General features: G+C 65.4%; 17 protein-coding genes and 3 pseudogenes. 11 read left to right on the plus strand and 9 right to left on the minus strand.

Annotated elements, in window-relative coordinates:
- Positions 1-156: 156 nt before the first annotated feature.
- Positions 157-906, minus strand: a complete 750-nt coding sequence (locus tag ACZ5KU_RS09800; protein WP_054063852.1) for an anti-sigma factor family protein — start codon at positions 904-906, stop codon at positions 157-159.
- Positions 903-1,409, minus strand: a complete 507-nt coding sequence (locus ACZ5KU_RS09805) for an RNA polymerase sigma factor (RefSeq protein WP_054061565.1) — start codon at positions 1,407-1,409, stop codon at positions 903-905. The genes ACZ5KU_RS09800 and ACZ5KU_RS09805 overlap by 4 nt, the downstream gene beginning before the upstream one ends.
- Positions 1,410-1,595: 186 nt before the next feature.
- Between ACZ5KU_RS09805 and ACZ5KU_RS09810 the strand changes: the two genes are divergently transcribed.
- A complete protein-coding gene (locus ACZ5KU_RS09810) occupies positions 1,596-2,675 on the plus strand; it encodes a catalase family peroxidase (RefSeq protein WP_464737074.1) in 1,080 nt (359 codons plus the stop codon).
- Complete coding sequence (locus ACZ5KU_RS09815; RefSeq protein ID WP_054061563.1) at positions 2,672-3,211, plus strand: cytochrome b; 540 nt, start codon at positions 2,672-2,674, stop codon at positions 3,209-3,211. Before ACZ5KU_RS09810 ends, ACZ5KU_RS09815 begins: the two co-directional genes overlap by 4 nt.
- 2 nt (positions 3,212-3,213) lie before the next feature.
- Here ACZ5KU_RS09815 and ACZ5KU_RS09820 read toward each other — a convergent pair whose 3' ends face one another.
- On the minus strand, positions 3,214-4,416 hold the full coding sequence (locus ACZ5KU_RS09820) for an MFS transporter (RefSeq protein ID WP_416772557.1): 1,203 nt from the start codon (positions 4,414-4,416) through the stop codon (positions 3,214-3,216).
- Between the two features lie 101 nt (positions 4,417-4,517).
- On the opposite strand from ACZ5KU_RS09820, the gene ACZ5KU_RS09825 reads away from it, so the two are divergent.
- Positions 4,518-4,964, plus strand: a complete 447-nt coding sequence (locus ACZ5KU_RS09825) for a winged helix-turn-helix transcriptional regulator (RefSeq protein WP_464737075.1) — start codon at positions 4,518-4,520, stop codon at positions 4,962-4,964.
- A gap of 4 nt (positions 4,965-4,968) precedes the next feature.
- Here ACZ5KU_RS09825 and ACZ5KU_RS09830 read toward each other — a convergent pair.
- Positions 4,969-5,684: pseudogene (locus ACZ5KU_RS09830) on the minus strand (FadR/GntR family transcriptional regulator).
- Positions 5,685-6,034: 350 nt separating this feature from the next.
- Here ACZ5KU_RS09830 and ACZ5KU_RS09835 point away from each other — a divergent pair.
- The gene (locus ACZ5KU_RS09835; protein ID WP_054061552.1) at positions 6,035-7,390 is read left to right on the plus strand and encodes an MFS transporter; all 1,356 of its coding nucleotides are present in this window, start codon (positions 6,035-6,037) and stop codon (positions 7,388-7,390) included.
- Positions 7,391-7,436: 46 nt separating this feature from the next.
- Entirely contained in the window at positions 7,437-8,789 is a 1,353-nt protein-coding gene (gene gudD, locus ACZ5KU_RS09840) for a glucarate dehydratase (protein ID WP_054063847.1), read from the plus strand.
- Between the two features lie 22 nt (positions 8,790-8,811).
- Here gudD and ACZ5KU_RS09845 read toward each other — a convergent pair whose 3' ends face one another.
- Complete coding sequence (locus ACZ5KU_RS09845) at positions 8,812-9,459, minus strand: carboxymuconolactone decarboxylase family protein (RefSeq protein ID WP_464737076.1); 648 nt, start codon at positions 9,457-9,459, stop codon at positions 8,812-8,814.
- 158 nt (positions 9,460-9,617) lie between these two features.
- On the opposite strand from ACZ5KU_RS09845, the gene ACZ5KU_RS09850 reads away from it, so the two are divergent.
- Together ACZ5KU_RS09850 and ACZ5KU_RS09855 are read left to right on the plus strand one after the other, a co-directional pair.
- The gene (locus ACZ5KU_RS09850; RefSeq protein WP_464737077.1) at positions 9,618-10,610 is read left to right on the plus strand and encodes a diaminopimelate epimerase; all 993 of its coding nucleotides are present in this window, start codon (positions 9,618-9,620) and stop codon (positions 10,608-10,610) included.
- Positions 10,611-10,799: 189 nt separating this feature from the next.
- On the plus strand, positions 10,800-11,375 hold the full coding sequence (locus tag ACZ5KU_RS09855; RefSeq protein WP_054057665.1) for a hypothetical protein: 576 nt from the start codon (positions 10,800-10,802) through the stop codon (positions 11,373-11,375).
- A gap of 5 nt (positions 11,376-11,380) precedes the next feature.
- Here the strand turns inward: ACZ5KU_RS09855 and ACZ5KU_RS09860 are convergent, their stop codons facing one another.
- Positions 11,381-12,349: a hypothetical protein gene (locus ACZ5KU_RS09860; RefSeq protein WP_054057669.1), complete on the minus strand. Its 969-nt coding sequence runs from the start codon at positions 12,347-12,349 to the stop codon at positions 11,381-11,383.
- 84 nt (positions 12,350-12,433) lie between these two features.
- Positions 12,434-13,188 (minus strand): annotated as a pseudogene (locus ACZ5KU_RS09865) (AraC family transcriptional regulator).
- Positions 13,189-13,296: 108 nt separating this feature from the next.
- Between ACZ5KU_RS09865 and ACZ5KU_RS09870 the strand changes: the two are divergent.
- On the plus strand, positions 13,297-14,106 hold the full coding sequence (locus ACZ5KU_RS09870) for a sulfite exporter TauE/SafE family protein (RefSeq protein WP_054057668.1): 810 nt from the start codon (positions 13,297-13,299) through the stop codon (positions 14,104-14,106).
- A gap of 126 nt (positions 14,107-14,232) precedes the next feature.
- Here ACZ5KU_RS09870 and uvrB read toward each other — a convergent pair.
- Positions 14,233-16,247 (minus strand): annotated as a pseudogene (gene uvrB, locus ACZ5KU_RS09875) (excinuclease ABC subunit UvrB).
- A 337-nt stretch (positions 16,248-16,584) separates the two neighbouring features.
- On the opposite strand from uvrB, the gene ACZ5KU_RS09880 reads away from it, so the two are divergent.
- The 3 genes from ACZ5KU_RS09880 to ACZ5KU_RS09890 all read left to right on the plus strand — a co-directional run bounded on the left by ACZ5KU_RS09880 (position 16,585) and on the right by ACZ5KU_RS09890 (position 21,002).
- Positions 16,585-17,781 (plus strand): amino acid aminotransferase, encoded by a 1,197-nt coding sequence (locus ACZ5KU_RS09880; RefSeq protein WP_054057662.1) that lies wholly within the window; start codon positions 16,585-16,587, stop codon positions 17,779-17,781.
- A 337-nt stretch (positions 17,782-18,118) separates the two neighbouring features.
- Positions 18,119-19,306, plus strand: coding sequence for a cyclopropane fatty acyl phospholipid synthase (gene cfa, locus ACZ5KU_RS09885; protein WP_275044512.1), 1,188 nt, complete (start codon positions 18,119-18,121; stop codon positions 19,304-19,306).
- A 370-nt stretch (positions 19,307-19,676) separates the two neighbouring features.
- Complete coding sequence (locus ACZ5KU_RS09890; protein WP_054063843.1) at positions 19,677-21,002, plus strand: OprD family porin; 1,326 nt, start codon at positions 19,677-19,679, stop codon at positions 21,000-21,002.
- Here the strand turns inward: ACZ5KU_RS09890 and ACZ5KU_RS09895 are convergent, their stop codons facing one another.
- Positions 21,003-21,803, minus strand: a complete 801-nt coding sequence (locus ACZ5KU_RS09895; RefSeq protein ID WP_054057660.1) for a GGDEF domain-containing protein — start codon at positions 21,801-21,803, stop codon at positions 21,003-21,005.
- Positions 21,804-21,810 lie beyond the last annotated feature (7 nt).

The raw sequence follows: 21,810 nt of genomic DNA on the forward strand, positions 1-21,810 counted from the left end.
GTTTCTGTGCTGACTTCAAGAGCGTTTCGCGGCGGTCCGACGCATCGGTGAATCCGGCTCCCACAAGTGCTTGCGCCGTGCATGAATCCTGCGAAAGACGCTGGCCCTGTGGGAGCAGGATTTATCCGCGAACGGTTCACCCCGGAGCACGACTTTCTAGAACGGCGTGGCCTGCCGCAACACCTGTGCCACCGGCGTATCGGCCGGTGCCACCATGGCGTAGTTGTAGCCGGGTCCGGACCAGTACTCGGCCTGCAATTCGCCGTCCCGGCGGTGACCCCGTTCGAGCAGGTGATTCTGCGGCCCTGGCGGGCGCATGTAGTAGGTGATCCGCCGGCCTTGCGGGTCTTGGTAGAGGACCATCGCCGCCGCGCCCTGCTCGGTGCTCAGCAGCCGTGCGCTGACCGGCTTGAATCCGGCGTCGGCCAGGTTCGGCAGGCGATTGGCTCGGCTGAAGTAGCGGTCGAGCCAGCCCTGCAGGTCGCCGTTGCCGTCGACCTTGAAGTCCGCCGGCAGGATGTCCTGGGTGGCGAACATCCGGTAGGCCTGCATCGCGTCGGCCATGGGCAACGGGGTCGGCAAGGTCAGTTGGCGGGCCTGCCAGCCACTCACGCCACCGAGGCTCACCGCGATCAGCAGCACCGCGGCGCTGGCCAGGTGGCGCCGGGAGCGGTCACGGCGGCGCTGGCGGATGGCGACCGGGTCCAGGTCGGGGTTGGCCGGCATCCGCAGGGTCGCCCCCAGGGCGGCGCGCAGGTGCTGGGCATCGCGCTGCCAGTCGCGGACCTGGCGGGCCAGGTCCGGGTGGCTGGCGAGGTAGGTGTCCATCCGTTGCCGGTCGGCATCGCTGAGCTGATGGTCGACATAGGCGTGCAGGTCGCGTTCGCTGGGAGGCATGCTGATCATTTGAGTATCCGCAGGGAAGGGCTGGCGATTTCGCCGTCGCTGAGTTGGCGCAGGGCCTGGCGGGCGCGGGACAGACGCGACATCACGGTGCCGATGGGCACGTCGAGGATCTCGGCGACTTCCTTGTAGCTCAAGCCCTCCACCGAGACCCAGAGCAGCAGTGCACGCTGTTCCACCGGCAGGCGTTCGAAGGAGGCCAGGGTCGATTGTGCCATCACCGTGCGTTCCGCCGAAGGTTCGCTGTCGTCGCGGCCGGTGAAGAATTCCAGCATTCGCGCATAACGGCGCTGGCGCCGGTGGGCGTCGAGGAACTGCCGGTAGAGGATCGAGAACAGCCAGGCGCGCAGGTCGCCGTCCGGGCGTTTCCTGCTCCAGCTGGACAGAGCCCGCTCCAGGCTGGCCTGGACCAGGTCGTCGGCGCTGCTCGGGTTGCCGGTCAGGGACACGGCGAAGCGCCGCATGCGCGGGATCAGTTCACGTAGCTGTTCGTCGAGATCGTTCATGGAAACCTGCAGGGTTCTGGTCAGTCACTACGCTGGATGCAGGAAGACGTCCGTGCCTGAAGGTTATTCCAGCCAGCGGAAAAATATTGATCGAAATAAATTATCGACGCCCGGGAATAACCCCTGACGACCTGCGTCCTACTCGCTCCCCCAACCGTGTGGCCGCCCAGGGCCCTGGAGTTTTTCATGGTAGATCACACCCCGCCGCCACTGAGCGGTACGAGCAAGGTCTTGCGTCTGGCCGGTATCGCCGTGGTCGTGGCGGCGCTGGCCGGCGCCCTCGGTTATGTCGGTGGCCGGCTCGATCCGCAACGCCTGACGCCCGCGCGCATCGTCGATACGCTGGAGAACAACAGCGGCCACTATCCGGGGCTGCGGCGCAACCACGCCAAGGGCGTCTGCGTCGCGGGCTACTTCGAAAGCAGCGCTGAAGCCCGTCCGTACTCCATCGCCAAGGTCTTCGCCGAAGGCAGCGTGCCGGTGGAAGGGCGTTTCGCCCTGCCGGGGGGCAACCCCTACGCCGCGGACAGCAGCGTGCCGATCCGCAGCCTGGGGCTGCGCTTCATTCTCGCCAACGGCCAGCAATGGCGCAGCGGGATGAACAGCATGCCGGTATTCCCGGTGAGTACGCCGCAAGCCTTCTACGAGCAGCTCAAGGCTTCCGCGCCGGACCCGGCGACCGGCAAGCCGAACCCGGCGGCGCTGGCGGCGTTCTTTGCCGCGCATCCGGAAACCGGTCCGTTCCTGCAATGGGTCAAGACCGCCAAGCCTTCGGCCAGCTATGCCACCGAGAGTTACAACGCGCTGAACGCCTTCTACCTGGTCAATGCCGCGGGCCAGCGCCAGGCGGTACGCTGGGGCTATGTGCCGTTGAGTCAGGACACCCCCGGCGCGGTGGCGCCGGCCGCTGCCGACTTCCTGGAAAAGGATCTGGTACAGCGTCTGGCGGCCGGTCCGCTGAAATGGGAGCTGCGCATTACCCTGGCCAACCCCGGCGACCCGATCGACGATGCGAGCAAGGCCTGGACCGGCGATCACAAGGTGCTCAACGCCGGCACCCTGGTGCTGGAGAGCACGCAACCGCAGGACAGCGGCGATTGCCGTGACATCAACTACGACCCGCTGGTCCTGCCCAGCGGTATCGAGGCCTCGGCCGACCCGCTGCTGGCGGCGCGTTCGGCGGCGTATTCCAGTTCCTACCTGCGTCGCACCAGCGAAGTCGGCCAGTTGCCCGCCACTCACGCCCAACAGGAGTCCCGTCCATGAGCGCCCCGTTGAAACATTTCGTTCCCCTGGCGCGCCTGCTGCACTGGCTGATGGCGCTGATGATCCTGGCGATGCTGTTCATCGGCGCCGGGATGGTGGCCTCGGTGTCGGCACGGCACGAGTGGCTGATCCACCTGCACAAGCCGTTGGGGATTGCGATCCTGGTACTGGCGATCGTACGGCTTGCCGTGCGCTTCGGCACGCGGCAGCCGGCGCTGCCGGCGGATCTGCCGGGTTGGCAGGTGCTGGCGGCGAAGCTCTCCCATGTGCTGCTGTATGCGCTGATGCTGGTGCTGCCGTTGCTGGGCTGGGCGATGATTGGCGCGGCGGGTGATCCGGTGATGCTGAGCAGTTCGATCCGCCTGCCGGCACTGTTGTCGGCGGATGCCGCGACCTTTGCCTGGTTGCGCAAGGCCCACGGCTACCTGGCCTACCTGCTGTTCCTGACGGTGCTGATGCACCTGGCGGCGGCGCTGTTCCATGGCTGGATCCGCCGGGATGGGGTGCTGGAGAGCATGCTGCGGGGCAAGGACTGAGTTCACTCCCTCACGGACCACCCCCAATACACCAGGGCCGTGGCACTGATCGCGGCCCCCAACAGGCAGACGCCCGGCCACCCGCCCCAGGCATACATCGCCGTGGCCCCCACGGCACCGCTGGCACTCCCCACCGAATAGAACAGCATGTAGCCCGCCGCCAGCCGACTCTGCGCCTGGGGTCGGACGCTGTAGATCAGCGCCTGGCTGGTCACATGCACCGCCTGCAGGCCCAGGTCGAGGGTGACCACGCCGAGCAGCAGGGCCCAGAGCGACGATTGGGTAAAGGCGATCGGCAACCAGGACAGCAGCATCATCGTCAGCGCCAGGCCGCTGACCCACTGCGCCCGGCCACGATCCGCCCAATGCCCGGCGCGCGCCGCCCCCAGCGCGCTGGCCGCACCGGCCAGGCCGAACAGGCCGATCCCGGTATGCGATAACGATAGCGGCGGTGCACTCAGGGGCAGTACCAACGGAGTCCACAGCACGGTTCCGGCGGCAAAGATCAGCATGGCCAGCACCGCCCGGTCGCGCAGGACCTTTTCCTCGCGGAACAGCCCGAGCAGCGAGACGATCAGCGCGCCGTAGCCCTGGCGCGGCTTGGGTGGCTCATGCCGGGGCAGCACCTGCCAGAGTGCCACGGCCATCAGCAGGGTCAGTAGCGCCGACAACAGGTAGACCGAACGCCAGCCGGCCAGGTCGGCCATGCCCCCGGCGACGGTGCGGGCCAGCAGCAGGCCGACGACGATGCCACTGGTGACGCTGCCGACGACCTGGCCGCGCTCGCCTGGCGCCGCCAGTTGTGCCGCATAGGCCACCAGGGTCTGGGTCACCACCGCCAGCAGGCCGATCAGGCTCATGCCCAGCAACAGCCAGGCACTGTCGGGGGCCAGGGCCGCGAGCAGCAGGGCCAGCACCGACAGCAGCATCTGGCCGACGATCAGCCGTCGGCGGTTCAACAGGTCGCCCAGTGGCACCAGCAACAGCAGGCCCAGGCCGTAGCCGACCTGGCTCAGGCTGACCACGATGCCGACCGTGGCGTGATCCATGGCGAAGGTATCGGCCATGGCATCCAGCAGGGGCTGGGCGTAGTACACATTGCCTACCGACAGTCCGCAGGCGACGGCGAACAGCAGCACTGTGACCCTGGACAGTCGGCTGCCGGTCTGCGCGATATCGGTGCTGGCCGGGGCTTCAAGCGTCATGGCAAGGCTCCTCGAGTAGGTGGTTTCAATTTAAAACCACTTGTACCCTAGAGAGGCTGGTTTTACATTGCAACCACATTTTTCTGCCGGAGTCCCTTGCCATGGTCAAACGTTCCAGCCTGGAAGCCGCCGAATGCCCGGTGGCCCGCTCGGTGGCGGCCATCGGCGATGGCTGGTCGTTGCTGATCATTCGGGATGCGTTCGACGGCCTTCGCCGCTTCGGCGAGTTTCAGCGCAACCTCGGGCTGGCGCGCAACATTCTTGCCACGCGCTTGAAGAGCCTGGTCGGGCAGGGGGTGCTGGACATCGTTCCGGCGTCGGATGGCAGCGCGTACCAGGAGTACGTGTTGACGGAAAAGGGCCGGGGTCTGTTCAACCTGCTCATCGGTTTGCGCCAGTGGGGCGAGGCGCATTGCTATGGGCCGCAGGAGCCGCACTCGGTCATGGTCGACCGCGAGCAGGGGTTGCCGCTCAGGCCGCTGGAACTGCGCGCCGAGGACGGTCGCCTGCTCGGGCCGGATGACTGCCGGCGAATCCCGGCCGGCTGACCGTCTACTCGCCGGCGAAACGCTCCTGGCTGTTGCTCAGGTGCGTCCACATCGCCGCCCGTGCCGCATCGGCATCCTGGCGGCGAATCGCGGCGAGAATCGCCTCGTGTTCCTGATTGGCCAAGCGGCCCAGGGCCTGCAGGTCGGCATTGCCGCGTTCGGCTGCGTGCACCCGGGTCCGCGGATCATCGAGTTGCCCAGATGCAGCAGGATCTCGACGAAATACGGGTTGCCGGTGGCTTCGGCGATCAGCAGGTGGAAGCGCTGGTCGGCGGGTACGCAACTGTCGTTGTTGGCCAGCAGGCTCTGGTACTCGTCCAGCGCCGCGCGCATCTGCCGCAGCTGTTCATCGGTGCGTCGGCGGGCCGCCAGGGCGACGGCCTGGGTTTCCAGGCCCAGGCGCAATTCGAGAAGGCCCCGCACGCTCATGGCCGTGTCGGCGCTCAGGCGCAGGCCGTGGCCCTCCTCGCGTTCCAGCACGAAACTGCCGACGCCGTGGTGGGTCTCGACCCAGCCCGCGGCCTGCAGCTTGGAGATCGCCTCGCGCACCACTGTGCGACTGACCTTGTGCTCGCGAATGATCGCGCTTTCCGACGGCAGCTTTTCGCCCGGTTTCAACTCGCCCAGGCGTATCCGCTGAGTCAGGTGATTGACCAGGTCGGTGGCCAGGTTGGGCGTGCGCTTGCGGCGCGCGGTGGGGAGATCGCTGTCAGTGCTCATGGTCGTATCGTGGGGGTGTGAGGGGGAAAGCTTAACACTCGTACGACAAGTGGTGTGAGTGGCGGCGATACATGTATGACAAGTTCGGTCTTTCAGGTGTTTTTCCCGTGAAGGCCGGGTCAGCCCCGTCCGGTTCAAATGAAAAGGCTCACCAGAGAAAATATATTTATTGGAAATTAGTTGTTATAAAACAAATAATTAGGTTTTTACTCCGAGCGTTTTCCTGAGCGTTGAGGGCGTGCCACAACATCGAAGTGCTTGTTAGCAGATTTTTCTACTCGTATGATGACTGTCGACTGGCTTGAGTTGGCCAGCACCCCGCACACAACAATAATCCGTGGGAGACCGTCGTGAACCACACCCTCGATCCGTCCGCGTCAGCGGCACACGATTCACTGCTGGCCGTCGCCGTGGCGAAGGTCAAGCGCCATGTCCTGCCGCTGTTCGTCATCATGTTCATCGTCAACTACATCGACCGGGTCAACATCGGCTTCGTGCGCACGCATCTGGAGCATGACCTGGGCATCGGTGCCGCCGCCTATGGCTTCGGTGCCGGGCTGTTCTTCATCGGTTACGCGCTGTTCGAGGTGCCTTCCAACCTGCTCCTGCAGAAGGTCGGCGCACGGCTCTGGCTGACCCGCATCATGTTCAGCTGGGGCGTGGTCGCCACGGCCATGGCCTTCGTCCAGAACGAAACCCATTTCTACATCCTGCGTTTCCTGCTCGGGATCGCCGAGGCCGGGTTCTTTCCCGGGGTGATCTACTACTTCACCCGCTGGCTGCCGGGGGTGGAGCGGGGCAAGGCCATCGCAATCTTTCTCAGCGGCTCGGCGCTGGCCTCGCTGATCTCCGGTCCGCTGTCCGGCGCCCTGCTGCAGATCGAAGGCCTGGGCTGGCACGGCTGGCAGTGGATGTTCATCATCGAGGGAATGGCCTCGGTAGTGCTCTGTGGTTTCACCTGGTTCTGGCTCGACTCCGCGCCACGCGACGCCAGATGGCTGGGCCGTGCCGAGCAGGAGGCGCTGGTGCAGGCGATCGACGAGGAGCAGCGGGCCCGCGAGGCGTCGATGCCGATCAGGCCGTCGACCTGGAGCCTGCTCAAGGACCGGCAGATCCTGCTGTTCTGCCTGCTGTACTTCTGCATTCAACTGACCATTTACGCGGCGACCTTCTGGCTGCCGAGCATCATCAAGAAAATGGGTGCGCTCAGCGATTTGCAGGTGGGGCTGCTCAACTCCATTCCGTGGCTGATCTCGATCATCGCCATGTATGCCTTCGCGGCGGCCTCGGGCAAGTGGAAGCACCAGCAGGCCTGGGTTGCCACGGCGCTGCTGGTGGCGGCGGCCGGGATGTTCATGTCGACCACCGGCGGGCCGGTGTTCGCCTTCGTCGCGGTGTGTTTCGCCGCCATCGGCTTCAAGTCCGCCTCGTCGCTGTTCTGGCCGATCCCCCAGGCCTACCTGGATGCGCGGATCGCGGCGGCGGTGATTGCCCTGATCAATTCCACCGGCAACCTCGGCGGCTTCGTCGCACCGGCCACCTTCGGCCTGCTGGAGCAGAACACCGGTTCGATCCAGGGCGGCCTCTACGGCCTGGCGGCGACCTCGGTGATCGCGGCGATCCTGGTGTTCTTTGCCCGCACTCGGCCCAAACCCGGGCAGGGCGTGCCGGGCAGCATCGGCCCGGCTCTGAACGAATCTCACTGAACGACACTTTTTTCGAAACGACAGTTTCGCCAGACAGGTACCCATCATGAATGCACAGATGCTCGGCACTGCCGGCCAGACCCCGGTCATCAGCGGCTTCCAGGTCATCCCGGTGGCCGGCCACGACAGCATGCTGCTCAACCTCAGTGGCGCCCACGGCCCGTTCTTCACCCGCAATCTCGTCATCATCACCGACAGCAGCGGCCGCACCGGCGTCGGCGAGGTGCCCGGCGGCGAGCGGATCCGCGCGACCCTGGAGGACGCCCGCGGCCTGCTGCTGGGCCAGTCCATCGGCAACTACCAGAAGCTGCTCAACCAGGTCCGCCAGACTTTTGCCGAGCGTGATGCCGGTGGCCGCGGGCTGCAGACCTTCGACCTGCGCATCACCATCCATGCGGTCACCGCCCTGGAGGCGGCGCTGCTCGACCTGCTCGGCCAGTTCCTCGGCGTACCGGTGGCGGCGCTGCTCGGCGAGGGGCAGCAGCGGGAAGCGGTCAAGGTGCTCGGCTACCTGTTCTACATCGGCGACCGGCAGCGCACCAACCTGGCCTACCGCAATGAGGCCGAGGCCGAGGACGCCTGGTTCCGCCTGCGCCACGAGCAGGCGATGACCCCGGAGGCGATCGTCCGCCTGGCCGAGGCTGCCCAGGCGCGCTACGGTTTCAACGACTTCAAGCTCAAGGGCGGCGTGCTCGAGGGCGCTCGCGAGATGGAAGCGGTGACGGCCCTGGCCGAGCGCTTCCCCGAGGCCCGCATCACCCTCGATCCGAATGGCGCCTGGTCGCTCAGGGAGGCGATTGCCCTGTGTCGCGACCAGCATCGGGTACTGGCCTATGCCGAGGACCCTTGCGGTGCGGAAAACGGCTATTCGGGGCGCGAAGTCATGGCCGAGTTCCGCCGGGCCACCGGCCTGCCGACGGCGACCAACATGATCGCCACCGACTGGCGGGAAATGGGCCATGCGATCCAGTTGCACGCCGTCGACATCCCGCTGGCCGACCCGCATTTCTGGACCCTGCAGGGCTCGGTACGGGTCGCACAGATGTGTCATGAGTGGGGCCTGACCTGGGGCTCGCACTCCAACAACCACTTCGACATTTCCCTGGCGATGTTCACCCATGTCGCCGCGGCGGCGCCGGGCGAGATCACCGCCATTGACACCCACTGGATCTGGCAGGACGGCCAGGGCCTGACCCGCGAGCCGTTGCAGATCGTCGACGGCTTCATCCAGGTGCCGCAGAAGCCGGGGTTGGGGATCGAGCTGGACATGGACGCGGTGGCCCGCGCCCATGAGTGTTACCGCCACATGGGCCTTGGCGCCCGGGACGACAGCGTGGCCATGCAGTGCCTGATCCCCGGCTGGTCGTTCGACAACAAGCGTCCCTGCCTGGTGCGCTGACTCCTAGTGGCCACACAGGCCACTAGACGGGGTCGAACAGCGTCACGGCGACGATCCGCTCGCCGTCGACGCGCACCAGCAGCAGGCCCCGTGGCAGCGGATGACCTTTCTGATAACTCTCCACCAGCACCCGGTCCGCCGCCGTGGCGGTGACCTGCAACTGGTGGGGTGGGCGCAGTAGCGCGCGTATCTGTGGCGAGACCGGAAAGTGCTCGCGGTTGTCCCGCACCGCGTCGCAGAATTCCAGCACCACCGCGCGTGGCGCCGGCGCGGGTGGTGAAGTCATGCCTTCCTCGGCGAACAGCTGGTTGAGCCGGTCGGCGGTGGCCACGGCCCTGGGAAAGCCGGTGAAGGCCGAGGCCTGCAACAGCAGTTCGGTGTATTCGCCCGGGGCCAGCCCCGAGGCCAGGCCGGTCTTGAAGTGTACACTCAGGGGCGGGCCGACCATCCCCGCCGCGACGATGGCGGCGAAGGTCGCGGCCTCCCGCAGTCGGGGATCGAGGCCGGGGCGCTGGTGCAGGTGGCCGTAGACCACGCCGACCGCCAGCTCGCCGAGAGCGGGCGTGGTGTGGAACAGCGCATCCAGGCGGGCGCCGCCGTTGGGCACCAGGTCGATGAATTGCTTGCGGCCTTCGCAGTAGAGCTCGGCCATGGGGGCTTTGTCGTTCATGCTGTCTCCTATTGGCGATCCGGGGAATCCTTCGCGCGTCGACGACAGCAGGACATCGACAGCTGGCAGCCTAGCCAATCCGCTGGAAAATGCTAACGCCCGGGTGTTTTTCCCCACGGGGATCGCGGCTAAAGTGAGGGTTTTGCCGGAGCGGGACCATGGCGACGTTTTATGATGCACGCGGGAACATCTATGCGGTGGCGAGCCCTGAGGAGTTGCGCGCACTGGGGCTCGACGTACCGGTGGATGCCGCCCGGGCGGCGTTGCAGCGGCGCGACTGGTCGGTTGCGGCGGTGCAAGCGCTGTGCGGCTGGGCGGGGCAGGAGCCGGGACGGGGAGGCAAGCACCATCGCTCCGACGGTTTGCTGGTCGGGCCGTTCCAGTGCGCGGCGCCGTTCGATCTGCTGATCGTCAATACCGACGGCACCCTGGCCGAGCGCAGTGGCAACGGCCTGACGATCTTTTCCCAGGCATTGAGCGAGCAGGGTCTGCTGGCGGCCGAGGGCAGCAGCCTGTTGCGGGTCCATCACGATCAGCCGGGCGGTTCGTCTCCTGTCGCGACGGCGGTGGAACCGGCGCAGGTGGAGGGCCAGCCGGGCTTCTGGCTGGCGCTGGGCAAACCGGAATTCGGCCCCGCGGCAGTCGCTGCCTGGGGCACCGGGGAGGCCGCGTTGAATGGCCGTCAACTGAGCCATGTCGCGCCCCTGGCGCGCTTGAACGAGGCCTGGCAGCGCAGCCAGTTCGTGCGGGTCGGCAATCCCCATTGCGTGACCCTGGTGGAGCAGCTCTCGGCATTGCCGAGCAACCCACAGATGCTGGAGGCGGCGCTGGAGCAGGGCTTGACCGCGATTGCCTTTGCGCCACCGGTGGGGGCGGGCGAGCCGTGCCCGGCCGGGGTCAACCTGCAGTGGGCGATGCTCGTGGCGCCGGGGCACCTGCAGGCGCGGGTGTTCGAGCGCGGCGAGGGGCCGACCGCGTCCTCGGGCACCAGCGCCAGTGCGGTGGCCTGTGCGGCCTGGCGGGTCGGTTGGGTCGCCGCGGGCGAGGTCCGGGTCGAAATGCCGGGCGGTACCGCGCCGATCCGCCTGCTGGAACAGGGCGGCGAACTGCAGGGCGTGCACCTGTTCGGCACGGCCCGGCGCCAGGTCTGATCGTCCCGACCAAACACCGCTGACGTGTTGTTCGGATTCCCCTCTCTCGCCACCGGGGCGTTGCACCCTTGTCCGCCCGGGCGCTTTTTGGCTTGATGAATCGACGGGATCGCCGGCCGATAACGGCCGTTCCCGGACCGGGTCACAAGAACGGGCCCGGATTCTCAACCCGATCAAATGGAATTTGCGATGAAAGCGCTCAGAGGTTTATGCGGTACGTTGTTGTGTGCGGGGCTGATGTTTGCGGCGGTGGCCCAGGGTGGGCAGGCGAACGGCGAGCAACTGGCGGCGTCCTCCACCGCCCCCGACGGTGTCGAGCCGAGTCCGGCGGAGATGCTGGGCGGGACCCGCACCGACTATTTCTCCTGCTCGGTCGGGCGTTTCCGGGGCGAGCTGGAGGCCAGGGTGGCCTTCGCCTCCGCCGGCAGTTCGGCCTATTTCGATGTCAGTACGGTGAGATACCGCATCGTGCGCAGCGGGGGCGAGGGCGGCGGCAACAAGGCCAATATCAATTTCCATCTGGACACGCTCAATCGCCAGGGCGTGGTCAGGGGCAACGACGTCTATCACTCGCCGGATTCGCTCAAGCAGGACGGCAACTGGCATCTGCTGGACGTCAACCGCATCGTGCGCACCGACTACCAGGGGGCGGTGACCTTCGAGTTCATCTTCGACCGCTCCAAGGCCAGCGACAGCCGTTGCGCGGCCCACAAGACCTACCAGTGGGCCGGTGCCACGGTCACCCGGGCCACGGCGGCCGAGTGATCCGGTCAAGGCGTATCGAGGGCTGACGCTTCGCGAATCAGGAAGTGATCCAGGTTCTCGATTTCACAGCTGAACACGCTGAAGGTCTGCTCCGGGTTCTTCTTGCTCGGCACCTGTTTCAGCTCCGGCGTCACCCCGTAGAAAAAGCAGTACAGGTCATCGGCCTGGTCGATCACGCTCTTGATCTCCTCGAGGAACGCCGTGCGCTGGCGGTAGTTTTCGATCAGGCTCTTGCTCAGGTAGACGTTCACCGAATAGCGCTTGCGGTCGGCCCAGACCGGCTTGTCGAAGACCACGCTGAAGCTGCTCCTGTAGTCCTTGATCTCCTTGATCCTGCCCCAGTAGATCAGCCCCTTGCGATCCTGGCAGTACTCGACCCGCTTGAAGAAGGCGTTGTAGTTCAGGCTCAGCTCGCCAATGGTCAGCGGCATGCGCTTGAGCAGATCCTTGTTGGCGAAGTTGGAGACGAAGCATTCCACCGGGTGGGCGAACACGCTGGTGCGATTCGGTGTCGCCCTGGGCGTGCTGGTGGCGCTGCTGTCGCCCGCCGGGCGGGTTGCCTCCTTCGGCTCCGGGTGGGCGGAGTCGGCTGGCGTGGTGGGCTTGCGGGTGTAGACGCGACGGCTCAGCAGCAACTCCACCGGGAAATTCTGCTCGCCTTCGATCCCGTCCGGCGCCTGGTCCGGGTCGAGCAGGTCGGGTGCGGTTTCCGGGCTGAGGTAGGGGCAGTCCGCCAGGTGCCGGGTACTGGGCGTGTTCTTGAAGTGCGGGGTGCGCTTGAAGCGGACCCGACGGGCATTGAAGGTGGTCAGGTGGTTGCTGCGGTCGAAGGCGTTGCGGCAGGCATCGTTGGGGCACTGGAAGATTTCCGTGTCCGAATCGAAGGGTACGGTCTCGTCGAAGTTCAGGTCGCGGACATCGTAGATTGTCAGTTTCTCGTCGAGGCTGACGCAGTAGGCTTTGTCGAATTTCATGCTCGGTCCATCGGCGGCGCGGTAGGTCATTAATATCACAGGCATTCTGGCATCGTGTACCTGTCGGTCCGGCCCGTTGCCGTTTCAGTAGTCGGTGGGCGCCCGGCCCAGGGTGCGACGAAACATGGTCGAGAACGCTGCCGGGCTCTGGTAGCCGAAATCCAGGGCAATGCGCGTCACCGCTTCACCTTCGGCCAGTCGCGCCAGGGCCAGGACCACGCAGACCCGCTGGCGCCACTGGGAAAAGCTCAGGGCGGTCTGGCCGTGGAACAGCCGGCCGAAACTGCGCAGGCTCATATGCAACCGCGCCGCCCAGGCCTCGGGCGACTGGCGGATATCCGGCTGTTCGACGAAGGCCTGGCACAGCGGCAGCAGGCGCGGGTCCTGGGGCATGGGGATATGCAGCGGCAGGCTGCCGGCGGCGGCCAGTTCATGCAGCAACAGGCTGACCAGGGCCCCGTCGCGGCCCTGTTCGGCGTACTCCACCGGCATCTCGACGGCGGCCAGCAGCAGTTGGCGCAGCAGCGGCGAGACCTCCAGCACCTGGCAACTGGCACTCATCGTCGCGACCGCAGCGGGCTCGATGTACAGGCTGCGGGTGCTGACGCCGAGCATCAGCACCTGGTGCGGCACCTGAGGAGGAATCCAGACCGCCCGCTGCGGTGGCACGATCCAGTTGCCGTCGTCGGTCAGCACATGCATCACCCCGCTGGCGCCGTAGAGCAATTGCGCTCGCCGGTGCTGATGGCGGGCCAGCAGGTGGCCCCGGGGTAGTCGGTGCCGATGGCGATCACCGCCCGGGGCAGGTGGTCGTACAGGGCGAGTGGGCTATTGAGCATGGGGATGGCGGTCTGGCCGAATCACGAATGATATTGGCTGACTTACGCAGGCGCGCCAAGCCCTGGCGGAGCAATATGCGGGCTTCGTTCCTCAAAGGACCTGACATGATGCTTTACGGGCTGTTGGCGTTGTTGGGCGGGCTGGCCGGCGTGACCAGCGTGCTGTTCGGTTTCGGTGGTGGTTTCGTGGTGGTACCGCTGGTGTACCGGGCCCTGCGTGACAGCCCGGACCCGGCTGTCAGCGGGGCGGCGATGCAGATCGCGGTGGCGACCTCGACCTGCGTGATGATCGTCAATGCGCTGATCGCCACCGGCAAGCACCGGCGTGCCGGCAATCTGCGCGGGGAGTGGATCTGGCCGTTCGCCGGCTTCATCGGCCTGGGCGCGGTACTGGGGGCGGTGCTGGCCAGTTGGCTCAGCAGTGAGGTGCTGCGCTGGGCCTTCATCGTCTACCTGGGATTGACCTTGCTTGACTGCCTGGCGCGGCAAGGTTTCATCCGGCCGGCGGGGTCCCGTCCGGTTCGGCCATTGACGCCTGGCGTGACGGTGCTGGGTGGCGTCTTGATCGGTAGCGTGGCGACCTTGCTCGGGGTGGGCGGCAGCGTCATGACCGTGCCGTTGCTGAGGCGCAGCGGCCTGAGCATGACGCTGGCCACGGCCATGGCCAATCCGTTGAGCGTGCCGGTGGCGGTGGTCGGGACGTTGACCTACGTGCTCCTGGCCGGGGTCCATCCCCTGGGGTTGGGGCCCTGGTTCGCCGGGTACGTGAACCTTCCGGCATTCGCCCTGCTGATCCTCGGCTCGCTGCTCGGCATGCGCCTGGCGACGCCCCTGATCGGGCGTATCCCGGACCGGCTGCATGCAGGGTTCTACATCGGCTTGCTGGGGCTGGTGCTGCTGGCGATGGTGCTCGGCTGACGAGGCGCCGAGCGTGAGGCTGTTCGCGGGCAAGCCCCTGCGGGTCGCTCCGCATCCGCTCTGGTGACGCAGAGCGTCACGGGCTGTGCTCCCACGCAGAGCGTGGGAGCGATCAGGGATCGAGGGCTACACGTTCAACAGGCGCTCACGCAGCTTGGCGATTTCGTCGCGCATCTGCGCCGCTGCCTCGAACTCCAGGTCGCGGGCCAGTTGGTACATCTTTTCTTCCAGCTGGCGAATGCGCTTGCTGATCTCGCTCGGCGAACGCAGTTCGTTTTCGTAGCGGGCGTTTTCCTCGGCAGCCTTGGCCATGCCCTTGCGCTTCTTGCTGCGCGAGCCGGGCACGGTGGCGCCTTCCATGATATCGGCGACGTCCTTGACCACGCCCTTGGGGGTGATGCCGTTGGCCTCGTTGAAGGCGATCTGCTTGTCACGACGCCGTTCGGTCTCGCCGATCGCCCGCTGCATGGAGCCGGTGACGTTGTCGGCGTAGAGAATCGCCTTGCCATTGAGGTTGCGCGCGGCGCGGCCGATGGTCTGGATCAGCGACCGCTCGGAGCGCAGGAAGCCTTCCTTGTCCGCGTCGAGAATCGCCACCAGCGACACTTCCGGCATGTCCAGGCCTTCGCGCAGCAGGTTGATACCCACCAGCACGTCGAAGGTGCCCAGGCGCAGGTCGCGGATGATTTCCACCCGCTCCACGGTGTCGATGTCCGAGTGCAGGTAGCGCACCCGGATACCGTGGTCGGCGAGGTAGTCGGTGAGGTCCTCGGCCATGCGCTTGGTCAGGGTAGTGACCAGCACGCGCTCTTCCAGGGCCACGCGCTTGTTGATCTCCGAGAGCAGGTCGTCGACCTGGGTCAGCGCCGGGCGCACCTCCACCTGCGGGTCGACCAGCCCGGTGGGGCGTACCACCTGCTCGACCACCTGGCCGGCGTGCTCGGCCTCGTAGTTGCCGGGGTGGCGGAGACGAAAATGGTCTGCGGGCTCACCGCCTCCCACTCGTCGAAGCGCATCGGCCGGTTGTCCAGCGCCGACGGCAGGCGGAAGCCGTATTCCACCAGGGTTTCCTTGCGTGAGCGGTCGCCCTTGTACATGGCGCCGACCTGCGGAACGCTGACGTGGGATTCGTCGATCACCAGCAGCGCATCCGGCGGCAGGTAGTCGTAGAGGGTCGGCGGCGGGGCGCCGGCTTCGCGTCCGGAGAGGTAGCGCGAGTAGTTTTCGATGCCGTTGCAGTAGCCCAGTTCGAGGATCATCTCCAGGTCGAAGCGGGTGCGCTGCTCCAGGCGCTGGGCCTCCACCAGCTTGTTGCTGTTGCGCAGATACTCCAGGCGTTCCTGCAGTTCCTGCTTGATCCCCTCGACGGCTTCGAGCAGGGTTTCCCGCGGCGTCACATAGTGGCTCTTGGGGTAGAAGGTGAAGCGCGGCAGCTTGCGGATCACCTCGCCGGTCAGCGGGTCGAAGGCCGACAGGCTTTCCACCTCGTCGTCGAACAGCTCGACGCGGATCGCCTCCAGGTCGGATTCGGCCGGGTAGATGTCGATCACGTCGCCGCGCACGCGGAAGGTCGCCCGGGCGAAGTCCATGTCGTTGCGGGTGTATTGCAGGTCGGCCAGGCGGCGCAGCAGGGCGCGCTGGTCGAGCTTGTCGCCGCGGTCCACGTGCAGGACCATCTTCAGGTAGGTTTCCGGGCTGCCCAGGCCGTAGATGCAGGACACCGTGGTGACGATGATGGCGTCCTTGCGTTCGAGCAGGGCCTTGGTCGCCGACAGGCGCATCTGCTCGATATGGTCGTTGATCGACGCATCCTTCTCGATGAAGGTATCGGAGGAGGGGACGTAGGCTTCCGGCTGGTAGTAGTCGTAGTAGGAAACGAAGTATTCGACGGCGTTGTTCGGGAAGAATGTCTTGAATTCGCCGTACAACTGCGCGGCCAGGGTCTTGTTCGGTGCCAGCACCAGGGTGGGGCGCTGGACCTGGGCGATCACGTTGGCGATGCTGAAGGTCTTGCCCGAGCCGGTCACCCCGAGCAGGGTCTGGTGGGCCAGGCCGGCCTCGATGCCCTGGACCATCTGGCGGATCGCCTCGGGCTGGTCGCCGGCGGGCTGGAAGCGGGTGACGAGCTGGAATTGGGACATAACGTACCTCTTGATGTGCCGCGCCGGCACTGCTGCCCGGCAGGCCGCGCAGCGACGAAAAGGATCGTCCACGACGGCATGTCGCGGAAAAAGGCATCATAAGCCTGGAAATGGTGTTTCGTCCGATCGCTTTCAAGGCAGGCGTCTGTCGGACGTCGGGTTACATTTCGACTGTCGGGCGTAAAATAAATCCAAAAAACTTGTCGGAATCCGACAATAGCCGGTCGCCGTCGCCCGTGATGGCCTCTATACTAGCTCCCCGTTTGTGCACCGCTCTAGTGCAATCGGCTGGAGCGTTGTCACCCCCGATCACCCTCCATTCAGAGCCGCCGCAATAATGAGCCTGTTCTCCGCTGTCGAAATGGCACCCCGCGATCCTATCCTGGGCCTCAACGAAGCATTCAATGCCGACACCCGTACCGACAAGGTCAACCTCGGTGTGGGTGTCTACTGTGACGAAAGTGGCAAGATCCCACTGTTGCGTGCCGTTGTCGAAGCCGAGACCCAGCGCGCGGCTCAGCATGCTTCCCGTGGCTACCTGCCGATCGACGGCATCGCCGCCTACGACAAGGCCGTGCAAACCCTGCTGTTCGGCGAGGATTCGCCGCTGATCGCCGCCGGTCGCGTGCTCACCACCCAGGCGGTCGGTGGTACCGGCGCACTGAAGATCGGGGCCGATTTCCTCAAGCAACTGCTGCCGGACGCCACCGTCGCCATCAGCGACCCGAGCTGGGAAAACCACCGCGCGCTGTTCGAAACCGCCGGTTTCCCGGTGCAGAACTATCGTTACTACGATGCCGCCAGCAACGGCGTGAACCGTGCCGGCCTGCTGGAAGACCTCAACGCGCTGCCAGCCAAGTCCATCGTCGTGCTGCACGCCTGCTGCCACAACCCGACCGGCGTCGACCTGAGCCCCTCCGACTGGCAGGACGTGCTGAACGTGATCAAGTCCCGGGACCTGGTGCCGTTCCTGGACATGGCCTACCAGGGCTTTGGTGCCGGCATCCACGAGGACGCCGCCGCCGTGCGCCTGTTCGCCGAGTCGGGCCTGACCTTCTTCGTTTCCAGCTCGTTCTCCAAGTCGTTCTCGCTGTACGGCGAGCGCGTCGGGGCGCTGTCGATCGTCAGCGAATCGAAGGAAGAGACTGCCCGCGTCCTGTCCCAGGTCAAGCGCGTGATCCGTACCAACTACTCCAACCCGCCGACCCACGGTGCGACCATCGTCGCGACCGTGCTGAACAACCCTGAGCTGCGTGCCCAGTGGGAAGCGGAACTGGCCGAGATGCGCGATCGCATCCGTGACATGCGCATGCAGATGGTCGATCTGCTGGCCCAGCATGGCGCCAAGCGTGACTTCAGCTTCGTCGGTCGTCAGCGCGGCATGTTCTCCTACTCCGGTCTGACCGTGGAGCAGGTGGCACGCCTGAAGAGCGAGTTCGGCATCTATGCCCTGGATACCGGCCGTATCTGTGTGGCGTCGTTGAACCAGCGCAACATCGAGACCGTGGTCAAGGCCATCGTCCAGGTGATCTGATCGCGGGGCGGGGCCGTTCCCGCCATGTTCTTCGGATGCAGGAAAGGCCCGCAGCGATGCGGGCTTTTCTGTTTGCGTTTCCCGCCCGACCGGCCCCTTCGCGGGCAAGCCTTACCGGCAAACTCCCAGGTATCAGCCTCTCTGCCGCACCTTCGGTGGATTCATAAATTGTTACAAGTTCGGTAAAGCACTTTTATCAAATCCTTGTTTGTCAGGCTCCAGAGCCCGGACATAAGCTTCCTGGAGCTTCGATAGTCAACCTGAGCGCCTGCGTCCACGGTTTGAACAATGGCCTCGATGTCCACTTCCGGTGCAAGTTGAGAAGTAAGGATTCCCGATGCAGTCAAAGTGCGAAGATTCTTTAGCCTCCCGGCCCTGTGATACTCCCGATATTTCCCCTGACCGTACCCCGCCCAGCAGCTCCCATCGACTGGCCGAAGCGCTGCTCGACAAGGCCGGCTTGCGCCTGGACGGTCGGGCACCCTGGGACATGCGCCTGAATCGACCGGGTGTGCCGGAGCGGGCCCTGTCCGAAGGCAGCCTGGGGCTGGGCGAGGCCTACATGGACGGCGACTGGGACGCCGACCAGTTGGATGAGTTCTTTGCCCGGCTGCTGCGCTCGGGGCTGGCCGATGGAGTCAACCCGATGGCGATGCTGTTGCACGCCGCCCGGGTCAGGCTGCTCAACCTGCAGAACCGCAAGCGGGCCTGGCAGGTCGGTGAACAGCACTATGACCTGGGCAGCGAATTCTACGCGAGCATGCTCGACCCGCGAATGACCTACACCTGCGGCTACTGGCGCGAAGCCGAAGACCTGGTCGAGGCGCAGAATGCCAAGCTCGACCTGATCTGCCGCAAGCTGCGCCTGGAGCCGGGCATGCGCGTGCTGGACATCGGTTGCGGTTGGGGCAGCTTCATGTCCTATGCGGCGCAGAACTATGGTGTGGAGTGCGTCGGCGTGACCATTTCCCGGGACCAGGCCGCCTGGGCGCAGCAGCGTTATGCCGGGTTGCCGCTGGAATTCCGCCTGCAGGACTACCGTGATGTCGACGAGCAGTTCGACCATATCGTCAGCATCGGCATGTTCGAGCATGTCGGGCGCAAGAACCACCGGGTCTACATGGAAACCGCCGCGCGCTGCCTCAAGGACGATGGGTTGTTCCTGTTGCATACCATCGGCAAGAACCGCCGCCATTCCACCACCGACCGCTGGATCGACAAGTACATCTTCCCCAACGGCGACCTGCCTTCCATCGGCCAGATCGGCGATGCCGTCGATGGCCTGTTCGTCGTCGAGGACCTGCACAACTTCGGCGCCGATTACGACAAGACCCTGATGGCCTGGTACGAGAACTTCGAAGCGGCCTGGCCACGCTTCGCTGCACAGATGGGCGAGCGTTTCCGTCGCATGTGGCGCTACTACCTGTTGTCCTGCGCCGGGGCGTTCCGCGCCAGGGACATCCAGCTATGGCAGTGGGTACTGTCGAAACAGGGCGTGATCGGCGGTTATCAGCGCGTGTCCTGAGTTCCGTGCAGCGTCGAGTTAATGATCGATGAATAATCTTTCATGGCTAATTAACGCCTCGAACATGGTTCGAATCAATGGAAAAATATATATAGAAACCGGCAGTGAAAAATAACAACAGAGGCCTCTGGTCGGCACTCTGAAATGTTCCGGTTCCTGTCCAGGACGCCCCAGCGGCGTGCTTCGGAGCGCGACAGACAAAGCCCGGCCAGATCCCCCGCTTGCGTACTTTTGAAGATTGTCCTTGGCCTTCGGGCCTCTCTGCCATTTTCCATGTTTCGCGTTTCCACTCTCCGCGCGGATGACGGCGTGCGCGCTGCCGTTCGCTTCAACAAAAGAGTGAAACTTCATTGACCAGGGGATAATAACGATGTCGGTAAAGATCAACTTGCTTACGCTGGCGGTATCGCTGGGCCTGGCCCAGGTCGCGATGGCCGATGCCATCGCCGACCAGAGTGACGCCAAGGGCTTCGTCGAAGACAGCAGCCTCAACCTGCACCTGAAGAACCAGTATTTCGACCGTGACCGCAAGGATGGCAAATCCGATCTCAAGGACTGGACCCAGGGGATCTTCGGCAACTACAGCTCCGGCTTCACCCAGGGCACCGTCGGTTTCGGCGTGGATGCCTTCGGCTACTGGGGCATCAAGCTCGATGGCGGCCCGGGTACCGCAGGCACCGGCAACCTGCCGATCGGCCGCGATGGTTCTCCCGAGGATGACTATGCCAAGGCCGGCGGTGCGCTCAAGCTGCGGGTTTCCAAGACCGAACTGCGCTATGGCGACATGCAGCCGACCGCGCCGGTGTTCGCCGCCGGCGGCACCCGGCTGATCCCGGAAACCGCTACCGGCTTCGACCTGCAGAGCAGCGAGATCAAGGGGCTGGACCTGGAGGCCGGCCACTTCACCAGCGGCACCGGGGTGGTCACCACCAGCCGCGACCATGATCTGTATGCCACCTACGCCAACGTCCCGACCAACGCGGTCAGCTTCCTGGGCGGCAAGTACAGCGTCAGCGACAACCTGAACTTCACCCTCTACGGCTCCGAGTTCGAAGACATCTGGCGCCAGTACTACACCAACGCCAACTACACCCTGCCGCTCTCGCCGGGGCAGTCGCTGAACTTCGACTTCAACCTCTACCGTACCCTCGACGAGGGCCAGGCCAAGGCCGGCGCGATCAACAACACCACGTTCTCCTTCGCTACCGCCTACACCTTCCTGACCGCTCACACGGTGACCCTGGCCTACCAGAAAGTGCATGGTGACACGCCATTCGACTATGCCGGCTTCGGCACCAACGGCCCCGGCGACGGCGGCGACTCGATCCTGCTGGCCAACTCGGTGCAGTACTCGGACTTCAACGGTCCGGGGGAGAAGTCCTGGCAGGCGCGCTATGACCTGAACATGCAGAGCTATGGCGTGCCGGGCCTGAGCTTCATGACCCGCTATGTCCACGGTGATGACATCGATGGCACCAAAATGGCGGCGGACAGCCCCTACCGGGCCTATGGCTATGGCGCCGACGGCGAGCACCATGAAACCGATGTCGAGGCCAAGTACGTGGTGCAGGGCGGTCCGGCCAAGGACCTGTCCCTGCGCCTGCGCCAGTCGTTCCATCGCGGCAACGCCGACCAGGCCGAGGGCAACAACAACGAGCTGCGGCTGATCGCCGATTACCCGATCTCGGTGTTCTGATCAGGCGGCGGGGGAGGAGGGCGTTGCTCCGGCCGGTGGCGGCGTGTCCGCCCGCGCCGCTTCCACACGGTTCCTGCCGGTGCGCTTGGCCTGGTACAGGGCGGCATCCGCCCGGCCATAGGCGCAATCGAAGCGGGTGCCCATGGGGCTGGCGCTGACGCCGAAACTGGCGGTGATCTGCCGGTTCACCGGCGCCCCGAAGACGTGCGTGGCAACCGTCTGGCGCAGGCTTTCGGCCAGTTCCAGGCCGGCTTCGAGCGTCCCGCCGGGAATCAGCACGGTGAACTCCTCGCCACCCACCCGGCCAATGAACCCGGCATTGCCGACGATCTGTCGCAGGCAACCGACGATGCCCTGGATCACCGCATCGCCGGCGGGGTGGCCGAACTCGTCGTTGATCTGCTTGAAGTGATCGATGTCCAGCACCACCATCACCGCTCCGGTTTTCTGCAGGGCTTGCACGGTCAGGTCGATGACCGCGCCGCGGTTCAGCACACCGGTGAGGGCATCATGGGTGGCGCGGTACTCGAGCTGGCGTGCCAGGGTCTGCAACTGCGCGTTGAGCGTGTTCATCTCGCGCTCGGCACGGTCGCTGCGGCGGATCAGGCGGCGCGTCTCGCGCATCAGGCGCTCGAAGTGGACAGTGAGGTCGGCGAGCGCCTGCCGGTACACCGGGGCGTCGGCCTCAGTCAGGGCGAGGATCGAACGGGCGTGTTCGAGGGCGTCAGTTTCGCTGCGGAACAGGTCGGGTTCGGCTTCGTCCTGTGCCTGTGCGCCTGCGCGAGTGACTGAAGCGGTCATGCTCATC

Source organism: Pseudomonas sp. Tof1 (assembly GCF_055390395.1).